The organism is Endozoicomonas sp. Z74 (assembly GCF_057680865.1).
Genome location: NZ_JBLYZI010000030.1, coordinates 45,825 through 53,296, shown reverse-complemented (window position 1 = coordinate 53,296; position 7,472 = coordinate 45,825). Strand labels below are relative to the sequence as shown.

The following is a 7,472-nucleotide window of genomic DNA, read 5'->3' as shown; positions in this document are numbered from 1 at the left end:
AAGAACGCCAATGGAAACTCTGATAGATGGCAAAGAGATCTGGAAGGAAAAATTTGTAGCCTGAATTTGACCTGACAGACACCCTCTGAAAAATCGGTGACTGTCAGATCAGGTCTGAACTACTACACCTAATGAATGGCTGAAAACCATGTGCTGGAACAACCGTTTTCGCCGCGCGGTTGGCAAACTCGCAACACTGAAAGCTTATGCGGAAAGCTCTGGTAAAAGCTGGATTCATGGTATTTCTGTAAGTGTCTGCCTTTATCCCTGCAGATAACAGCCTAGAATTTATTAAAACAATACGATTGTACTCCGATAACTTTATAGCATTGAATCTATCTTCCTTTTTCTTCTTCTTATTTTCTTTTGTCACCGGGCTGATTTTCTAAAGGCTCTTTATGACCCAATACCAACTTGACAGATCATAATCTGTACATACAATGTATGTATGTATGATCAAGTTTGAATGGGGTCCGATTAAAAACCGGTCCAACCAGAGAAAACACGGAGTCTCCTTTGAAGAGGCAAAAAGCGTATTTTATGATGAATATGCGGTTCAGTTTTATGACGAGGAAAGTTCAGAAGCTGAAGATAGATTTTTGATGGTTGGCCTGAGCCAAGAATCTCGCGTTCTATTGGTATGTCATTGCGAAAGAGATGACGGTCAATCCATTCGTATCATCTCAGCACGGAAAGCCACCAATGATGAACGCAAATATTATGAAGGGACCTTATCATGAAAGATGAATATGATTTGTCAAAAATGAAATCCCGTAGAAACCCTTACGCATCAAAGCTGAAAAAATCAGTAACAATGCGCCTTGGTGAAGATGTCATTGAATATTTCAAAAAAATGGCAGAAGAAACGGGTGTACCTTATCAAAGTCTAATCAACCTCTATCTCAGAGACTGTGTAGCCCAGCATCGTAAAATCGATATCACATGGCAAGCCAGGCCATAACAAAAACTTCGAGGGGAAGCCGGGGTGTTACCACCAATTTGAAATGTCCGGCAAAGATAGAAACGGCGCACAAATCAAAGCAGAACCAGAATATTATTCAGGAGTGAACTCGCCAGCACTGGCTTGAAGTAAAAAAATACCCAATCCAACCTCTCATTCCAATTTCCCTCCAACTGCTATGGTCGCAGGCACCATGCTTCCTCTTTTCTTCCTTACTCCCTTCCTGAGTAAAACCCCCTCCCAAATTGCCATAAACCCGTCGTTTAAATGGTCTCCAGATGTCAGAATAAAACCACCTGTAACCCCTGATAACCACTAATGGCTGCAAGAAAGCACATTAATAACCCATTGATATTTATATTAACTTATTGAAATTAAAGGAGCTGTCCTTGCTCTTCAGTGATACGCACTATGGGATTAATGAAGGGAATGCATATAGGCACTGCCTGCTGTCAGCATCAGGCTCTGCATATTGATCAACCATTCCTGGTTTGGGTTCCGGTTCACTTCCTTCTGGCTGACTTGTTCAGCTACTTGATGAACCAGAGGAAGCAACTCCCGATATTTGTTGTCTTCGGCACAGCTACCCAGCACATGCTTGAGCAGTAACGTACTGTTAGTGAACCGGGCCATGTTTTCATACAGCGTTTCCCCCAGGGAGTTCCGGGCATTCCTCAACAGAATTTCCGCCGCTTCAAAGGCGCAACCCGCATGGGGGAGTGCTTCGTCAAAACGCATTTCACGGGCCAGCAGCAGCGCATTTTCGGATCCCTGCTCCCAGGTTCTTAAAGCGGCAGCATTGTGCTGTTCGAGCCATCGCCTGTGATTGGCGCACAAAAATTGCAGTTTCATAGCGATCTCCTGATGCGACTTTCAAATGATAATGATTATCATTTGAAATAACAACCCTTCCTGCGGATGCCCAAAGTAACCTTCCGAAACAAAAACAGAGTAGACTCCAGGACACCTGAACCCATAACCTTCTCAAGATAGTTCAGGGATCAGGGAAAGCGATGAGCCAGAAGAACCAATTCGCCCTACTGGGAAAACGACGGTTTTTACCTTTTTTTACCACCCAGTTTCTCGGCGCATTTAACGACAATATTTATAAAAATACGCTGTTGCTGATGGTCGCCTTTGCCGCTGCCGAAAGCCTGCCATTCAACTCAGCACTGTTTATCAACCTTCTAGTGTCCCCAGAATCTCAGACCGGAAACACTCCAGAGACTGAACCGGTTTCTTAAGCAAGGAAGCCGGGACACTGGTGAGCTGATGTGTCAAAAAAAAGTGCGTATTCCTGATCTTTGATGGATAACTCCAAGCAGATACCCTCTGGCACTTTATCCAGCAGGAAAGGGGTCTGCCTGCGACTCTGTCTGCTCGGGTTTTCATACAGCATTAACTGGGCCATCAGAAACTCCGGAACTCATCAGAGAACAGTCCGTACTCTTCCTGGAATCGATTCACCGCTTCAACGCCCTCCCTGTTTTCTTCCAGCCATTGTTCCGAACGGCGTTTTTTTATTTTTTCCGCCAAAGCTTCCTCCAGGGTCGCGTAAAGATTGATACCCAGGGATTTTGCGGTTTCCACAAGAGCCTTGCGGGCTCTGAGGTTAACAGTTTTTTTCTCATGGTCTTTAGCAGGCATATCTGCCTCCTGTGCGCCCTATCTATGCACCTACTCTATGCGCATAATTCTAGAACAGCAAATACAAGCCATTTAAAATTGCCCCAAATAGATACAAAAAAAGAAGACAAGAATGCTTGTGCACGAATGGGAGAACCGAACATGATCAACACTGCCCCCCAGTCTTCAAAGGCCACGGGTATAATTACCCAGTGACGCCCGGCATCGAGAGAAAGATAATAGTCCAATGACTTCATCTTTTATCGTCCCCCCCTGCCGGGAGCCATTGACCGAAATTTACCGGGATGCCCACATTGTTGTGATCAGCAAACCCGCTGGTTTGCTCAGTGTGCCGGGCAAGCCCCCCAATGATCAGGACAGTGCACTGGCACGGCTTCAGAAAATTGAACCGGAAACCCGGGTGGTTCACCGGCTGGATATGGCCACATCCGGATTGATGGTGTTTGGCCTTGACGCCGACAGCCATCGCTCACTGAGCCGCCAGTTCCAAGATCGCAAAGTCCGCAAACAGTACCTCGCTGAGGTTTGGGGAGAACCCGGGGAAACACATGGGGAAATCAATCTGCCCCTGCGTTGTGACTGGCCGAACCGCCCGAGGCAGATGGTGGATCATGAGCTGGGAAAACCTTCCCTGACCCATTTTCAGCAGGTCCATAATTACCGGGAAAGGTATTCCAGAGTGCTGCTTCAACCCATCACCGGGCGCTCACACCAGCTGAGGGTTCACCTGGCAGAAATCGGACACCCGATCCTGGGCTGTGAGTTTTATGCCCATCCTGACGCCAGGGCCGCTTCTGACCGGCTGCATTTGCACGCCAGCCAGTTACAGTTCACCCACCCTGTCACGGGTGACATCATGACGTTTAACAGCCCGGCTCCGTTTTAGGGTTGATGCAATGTCCCTCAGCTGGGACAGCATCAGAAGGCAATCTGAAAAACAACAGCCAGGTGCTGTCCGGTGTTTTATCGGAAGCCCCGTTATCATTCACCAGAATCATCAGCCTCGAACCATCCCTGAGTTGAGGCCCAAACGTCACTCCTTCAATGTTCAGGGTTGACAGCAGGTTTTCTCCCTCAACGTGCCGAACTTTCTGCTCAAGCGCCTCTGTGTTCAGAAGCCGTTTCTTATCAACCAGAGCCTTCTGAACTTGGGGTGAAGATAACAGCGAGTTTCCCCGCAGTATCGTGACGTGTTCTGGATCCACCAGCCCCAGTTCCAACCACTCAAGCATGTTTTTCATGGTCTGCGGCAGATTCTCAGCCAGCCGGGCTCCAGGCACAGAATCCCCGGGGGTTTTGTCAAGGCCCACAACAAACAGCTGGGTGTATGACCCACGGTATGGAATATGATTTTTCTCAATCACCAAGGCCTGATGTTCATTTAATACGCTCACGTCCGAAACCCCACGCTCTATTGAATATTTAAATTCCCCCTTAGCGATATCCTCTGGTAAAGGGTCAAAGGGATAAAGGTATTGTTCCAGGCCTATCACCTCTCCTTCATGTTCAGGAAGCTCAAATATAAGGAACCTTGCAGGAGCATATTTACTAATATCAATCATATCTTGCGTAATCGCAGCTTCAGTGATGGCAACAAAACGTTCTTTTCCTGAGCTTGAAAGCCACCTGTCAACACTTTCTATTCCTTTGTTTCTTTGAATCCCCTCTTGAAGAAATAAATCGCACTTTGCTGAATTCCACTTATGGGTTAATAACAAATAGGGGTGATTTACCCAACTCCAGCATGTATCCCGGTAGTGCTCCGGAAACCTGTATCGCGCTTTGATCTGCCCTTCCGGCCCTATTAACAAAAGAGAGGATTCAGCATTTTGCTCAGAGGCAACCAGCATGTCTTTACTTTTGGTTAACGCCAGACCTTCGAGGACAGGACATCCAGTACTAAACGAGTACTTACAGCTTTCGATCCAGCCATCCCCCATTTTCAGCTGAACCTCCCGGATAGTAAGAGTATTTGCAGGCAACTCGGCAATGGTTTCGCTGTTGCGATCCCACACCTGCTTCAAAGGCACTCGATAGTAGCGAGCCTGACCGTACTCACCATAATGGTTTGTTGTCGATCCCGTATCATTAGAGAGCAGTATCAACTGATCCGCATCTTGATCATAGCGAATAGATGAAACCCTCAGAATTGGCTGTTTCGCCGAATGGGCAACGGGAACTTTACCCAGGTATTCAATCTCTTCTGGAGTATATAAATCTGCATTTGCCAGAGCGCTGAATAGCAAACTTGCCAGGCAGGCTAACCACTTTTTCACGTGTCTTCTCCCAGGGTTCTGCTTATTGGCCAATAAAACCAATATCCAATTGAGGATCACTGGCAAACGCCAGCTGGCAGCTTTGACACCTCCATAGTCATAAAATTCCCAATCAAGTTATTGGCATATGCCAATAACGAGCGTATAGTGAACCTGAAGTCCATAACCAGGAGGCACTATGCCCAGGCCGAAAAAATGCCGTCGAATCTGTGGTCGCCCTGCCCATAGCTGCTTCAAGCCCAACGGTGTCCCAATGAAACAGCTTCAGCAAACCCGGTTTCTTCCGGAAGAGTTTGAAGCCCTGCGACTGGCAGACCACAACGGCCTGAGCCAGCAGGAGGCCGCTGAGCAGATGGGGGTTTCAAGACAGACTTTCGGCAACATTATCCAGCAGGCACGCTACAAAGTGGCCACCTGCCTGGTCGAAGGCAAGGCGCTGATGTTTGAGGCGCCGTTTGTTGAAAACAGCGAATGAAAAAGATTTTGCGTCACCCTCACTTATGAAAAGCCAGGGAGCAAATTATTTTTCACACCAAGAGGAATCACAGTCATGATCATTGCCATGCCCTGCCATCAACAACGAGTGGCAGGCCACTTTTCCAGAGCGCCTCAGCTGGCGTTCTATGATACTGAACGCTCATCCCTGCAAACCATTGACAACCCGGCCTCCCTTTCCGATGACTGCCATGCTAAAAAAGCCATGGCCCATTTGCTGGAAAGCATGAAAGTAGATGCTCTCATCGTCCGCCATATTGGCCAGAGAATGCTGGCTCGGCTTCTTGGCCAGGGAGTAAGGGTGTTCCAGCTGGGTTCTGGCATGAACATTAACCAGGCCATCACAGCCCCTTATACTGAAATGACCTCTGCCAGCCAGGGCAGACCTTCCCATCGACATCAGGGTCGACATCAAGAAGGTCAATGTGGGGAATCGAGATCCTGTTGTGGTCACCACAAGGGTGAATCTCGCTCCCGCTGCGGTTCTGGCTGTGGTAGCCGCTGCCATTAAGAGCAGGAGTGCACTCTACGGCTCAGGAATCAGGCTGACCTTTTCGATACCCGGACTGACTGGCCAGTAGAGTTTCGTCATTTTCCTGTTCCAGTCTGGCCAGCAACCGGGCAGAAGCTGCCGTAAAGTGAGTCAGCTCAATCCCATGAAGCACCTTTTCAACCTTGGGTTTTGCCTTCATGGCGTCCACTGGCCGCCCATCCACATACACTTCATAGTGCAGGTGGGGGCCTGTGGATAACCCACTGTTACCCGACAGGGCAATTACCTGTCCCCGCTCCACTTTCTCCCCCACTTTTACTCTAAGTCGACTCAAGTGCAAAAAACGGGTGACGTAACGACGGCCATTGCGAATTTCAATGTAGTTGCCCGCAGCAGGATGGTTTTTCACAGCGCGGACAACAACCCCTTCTGCAGTGGCCATAACGGGTGTACCTGAAGGAACCGACCAGTCCGTTCCCTTGTGGGGGCGAACTTTTCCGGTAATCGGATGTTTTCTGGCCAGGTTGAAACCGGAACTGACCGGGTACTTTTCATCCAGTGGGAAACGCATAAACGTCCGGCCCAGCAGCATTCCCTTTGGGGTATAATAACGACCATCGGTATGACGAATGCCGGTCAGTGTTCGTTGCTTCTGATGAATCCGGGCCACCAGAATACGGGCATCGCTGCTCGAGCGCTCACCAGCGGGCTTTTCCAGCAGAAGGTCAAAACGATCGCCGGGTTGCAGGTCACGGTTAAAATCAATCAACCACTGAAACACATTGGCAAACTGGCTAATAGTGGACGATGACAGCCCCGCTGCCCGGGCACTGAAATAAAAGCTGCCGGTAATCTCCCCTTCTACACGAACCGTCTCCAGGGCCAGCCGATCCTTGATCTCCCTGAGGGTGAAGTCGTCATAAGGGCCTGGAAACAACCGCTCAAACCTGAGTCGCTCACCGGAATGCAGAGTCACTTCCAGCAGAGACACCCGGCTGTCCTCCCTGAGCTGGTAACGAATCAGATCAACCTTGCCAGACTCTTTAAACAGGGGTGAATTCCCGGCAATGTTCAGCAACCGGTCAAGATCGCTCTGTGCCAGACCTTCATTGATAAATACCGTGGCCAGGCTCTCATCCGGGCTGACCTTATACTCATGCCAGAGGCCATTGCCTTCCAGCCTTTCCAGATCCACCAGCAGAGGATCTTTGACCGGATCACTCAGCAGGCTTTCCGTTTCCATATCAAAATAGAGAGGCGCTTCGGCTTCAGAGGATCCACCGGCAAACGCTTCCATGGAAGTGCCCGGGGCACTCAGCAGAAAAGCCGCTATGGATATGAGAGCGGATAATATGAACGTCTTGTGTCGTAAAAAACAGTTTGCTCTCGCTGTGGGTATTTGTTCTGTAAAAAAACCTGCCAGAGCAAGGGGCCAGCACAGCAACCTCAGGATTTTTGCATCTATTGCCATGAATACGGTCTGTAGAAAGGAAACCCTGGCAGTATCTATTCTGGCGGGAGATGAGCCTATGGCGGTTTGCCCTTAAAATAAGCAGGTACTTTCAGGAAAAAAGAAAAAAGCGGACTGTTCTGAACAGAG

The 7,472-nt window shown here is 48.8% G+C and carries 11 protein-coding genes; 7 read left to right on the top strand and 4 right to left on the bottom strand.

Translation table 11 applies throughout. The annotated features are described in order from the left end of the window. Positions 1-452 precede the first annotated feature (452 nt). Together ACNRUY_RS11100 and ACNRUY_RS11095 are read left to right on the top strand one after the other, a co-directional pair. Positions 453-740: a BrnT family toxin gene (locus ACNRUY_RS11100; RefSeq protein WP_488111701.1), complete on the top strand. Its 288-nt coding sequence runs from the start codon at positions 453-455 to the stop codon at positions 738-740. Beyond that, positions 737-961: a CopG family antitoxin gene (locus ACNRUY_RS11095; RefSeq protein ID WP_488111700.1), complete on the top strand. Its 225-nt coding sequence runs from the start codon at positions 737-739 to the stop codon at positions 959-961. The genes ACNRUY_RS11100 and ACNRUY_RS11095 overlap by 4 nt, the downstream gene beginning before the upstream one ends. Positions 962-1,378: 417 nt before the next feature. On the opposite strand, the gene ACNRUY_RS11090 is transcribed toward ACNRUY_RS11095, so the two are convergent. Continuing rightward, on the bottom strand, positions 1,379-1,813 hold the full coding sequence (locus tag ACNRUY_RS11090) for a hypothetical protein (RefSeq protein ID WP_488111699.1): 435 nt from the start codon (positions 1,811-1,813) through the stop codon (positions 1,379-1,381). A gap of 161 nt (positions 1,814-1,974) precedes the next feature. On the opposite strand from ACNRUY_RS11090, the gene ACNRUY_RS11085 reads away from it, so the two are divergent. Then, positions 1,975-2,205, top strand: a complete 231-nt coding sequence (locus tag ACNRUY_RS11085; protein WP_488111698.1) for a hypothetical protein — start codon at positions 1,975-1,977, stop codon at positions 2,203-2,205. 166 nt (positions 2,206-2,371) lie between these two features. Here the strand turns inward: ACNRUY_RS11085 and ACNRUY_RS11080 are convergent, their stop codons facing one another. After that, on the bottom strand, positions 2,372-2,608 hold the full coding sequence (locus ACNRUY_RS11080) for a type II toxin-antitoxin system CcdA family antitoxin (RefSeq protein WP_488111697.1): 237 nt from the start codon (positions 2,606-2,608) through the stop codon (positions 2,372-2,374). Positions 2,609-2,834: 226 nt separating this feature from the next. Here ACNRUY_RS11080 and ACNRUY_RS11075 point away from each other — a divergent pair, with 226 nt between their 5' ends. Next, a complete protein-coding gene (locus tag ACNRUY_RS11075; RefSeq protein ID WP_488111696.1) occupies positions 2,835-3,494 on the top strand; it encodes a pseudouridine synthase in 660 nt (219 codons plus the stop codon). Here the strand turns inward: ACNRUY_RS11075 and ACNRUY_RS11070 are convergent. Beyond that, a complete protein-coding gene (locus ACNRUY_RS11070; protein ID WP_488111695.1) occupies positions 3,472-4,884 on the bottom strand; it encodes an esterase-like activity of phytase family protein in 1,413 nt (470 codons plus the stop codon). The genes ACNRUY_RS11075 and ACNRUY_RS11070 overlap by 23 nt on opposite strands. A gap of 178 nt (positions 4,885-5,062) precedes the next feature. Between ACNRUY_RS11070 and ACNRUY_RS11065 the strand changes: the two genes are divergently transcribed. Continuing rightward, positions 5,063-5,359: a DUF134 domain-containing protein gene (locus ACNRUY_RS11065; RefSeq protein WP_488111694.1), complete on the top strand. Its 297-nt coding sequence runs from the start codon at positions 5,063-5,065 to the stop codon at positions 5,357-5,359. A 75-nt stretch (positions 5,360-5,434) separates the two neighbouring features. Beyond that, positions 5,435-5,890 carry a NifB/NifX family molybdenum-iron cluster-binding protein gene (locus ACNRUY_RS11060; RefSeq protein WP_488111693.1) on the top strand — a complete coding sequence of 152 codons (456 nt, stop codon included), beginning with the start codon at positions 5,435-5,437 and terminating at the stop codon, positions 5,888-5,890. A gap of 22 nt (positions 5,891-5,912) precedes the next feature. On the opposite strand, the gene ACNRUY_RS11055 is transcribed toward ACNRUY_RS11060, so the two are convergent. Continuing rightward, positions 5,913-7,169: a peptidoglycan DD-metalloendopeptidase family protein gene (locus ACNRUY_RS11055; RefSeq protein WP_488111692.1), complete on the bottom strand. Its 1,257-nt coding sequence runs from the start codon at positions 7,167-7,169 to the stop codon at positions 5,913-5,915. A 34-nt stretch (positions 7,170-7,203) separates the two neighbouring features. Here ACNRUY_RS11055 and ACNRUY_RS11050 point away from each other — a divergent pair, with 34 nt between their 5' ends. Then, positions 7,204-7,419 (top strand): hypothetical protein, encoded by a 216-nt coding sequence (locus ACNRUY_RS11050; protein ID WP_488111691.1) that lies wholly within the window; start codon positions 7,204-7,206, stop codon positions 7,417-7,419. Positions 7,420-7,472 lie beyond the last annotated feature (53 nt).

Bases quoted from the DNA above. Each gene is read 5' to 3' on its own strand.
- ACNRUY_RS11100 (WP_488111701.1), top strand. From the start codon at position 453: ATGATCAAGTTTGAATGGGGTCCGATTAAAAACCGGTCCAACCAGAGA.
- ACNRUY_RS11095 (WP_488111700.1), top strand. From the start codon at position 737: ATGAAAGATGAATATGATTTGTCAAAAATGAAATCCCGTAGAAACCCT.
- ACNRUY_RS11090 (WP_488111699.1), bottom strand. From the start codon at position 1,813: ATGAAACTGCAATTTTTGTGCGCCAATCACAGGCGATGGCTCGAACAG.
- ACNRUY_RS11085 (WP_488111698.1), top strand. From the start codon at position 1,975: ATGAGCCAGAAGAACCAATTCGCCCTACTGGGAAAACGACGGTTTTTA.
- ACNRUY_RS11080 (WP_488111697.1), bottom strand. From the start codon at position 2,608: ATGCCTGCTAAAGACCATGAGAAAAAAACTGTTAACCTCAGAGCCCGC.
- ACNRUY_RS11075 (WP_488111696.1), top strand. From the start codon at position 2,835: ATGACTTCATCTTTTATCGTCCCCCCCTGCCGGGAGCCATTGACCGAA.
- ACNRUY_RS11065 (WP_488111694.1), top strand. From the start codon at position 5,063: ATGCCCAGGCCGAAAAAATGCCGTCGAATCTGTGGTCGCCCTGCCCAT.
- ACNRUY_RS11060 (WP_488111693.1), top strand. From the start codon at position 5,435: ATGATCATTGCCATGCCCTGCCATCAACAACGAGTGGCAGGCCACTTT.
- ACNRUY_RS11055 (WP_488111692.1), bottom strand. From the start codon at position 7,169: ATGGAAGCGTTTGCCGGTGGATCCTCTGAAGCCGAAGCGCCTCTCTAT.
- ACNRUY_RS11050 (WP_488111691.1), top strand. From the start codon at position 7,204: ATGGATATGAGAGCGGATAATATGAACGTCTTGTGTCGTAAAAAACAG.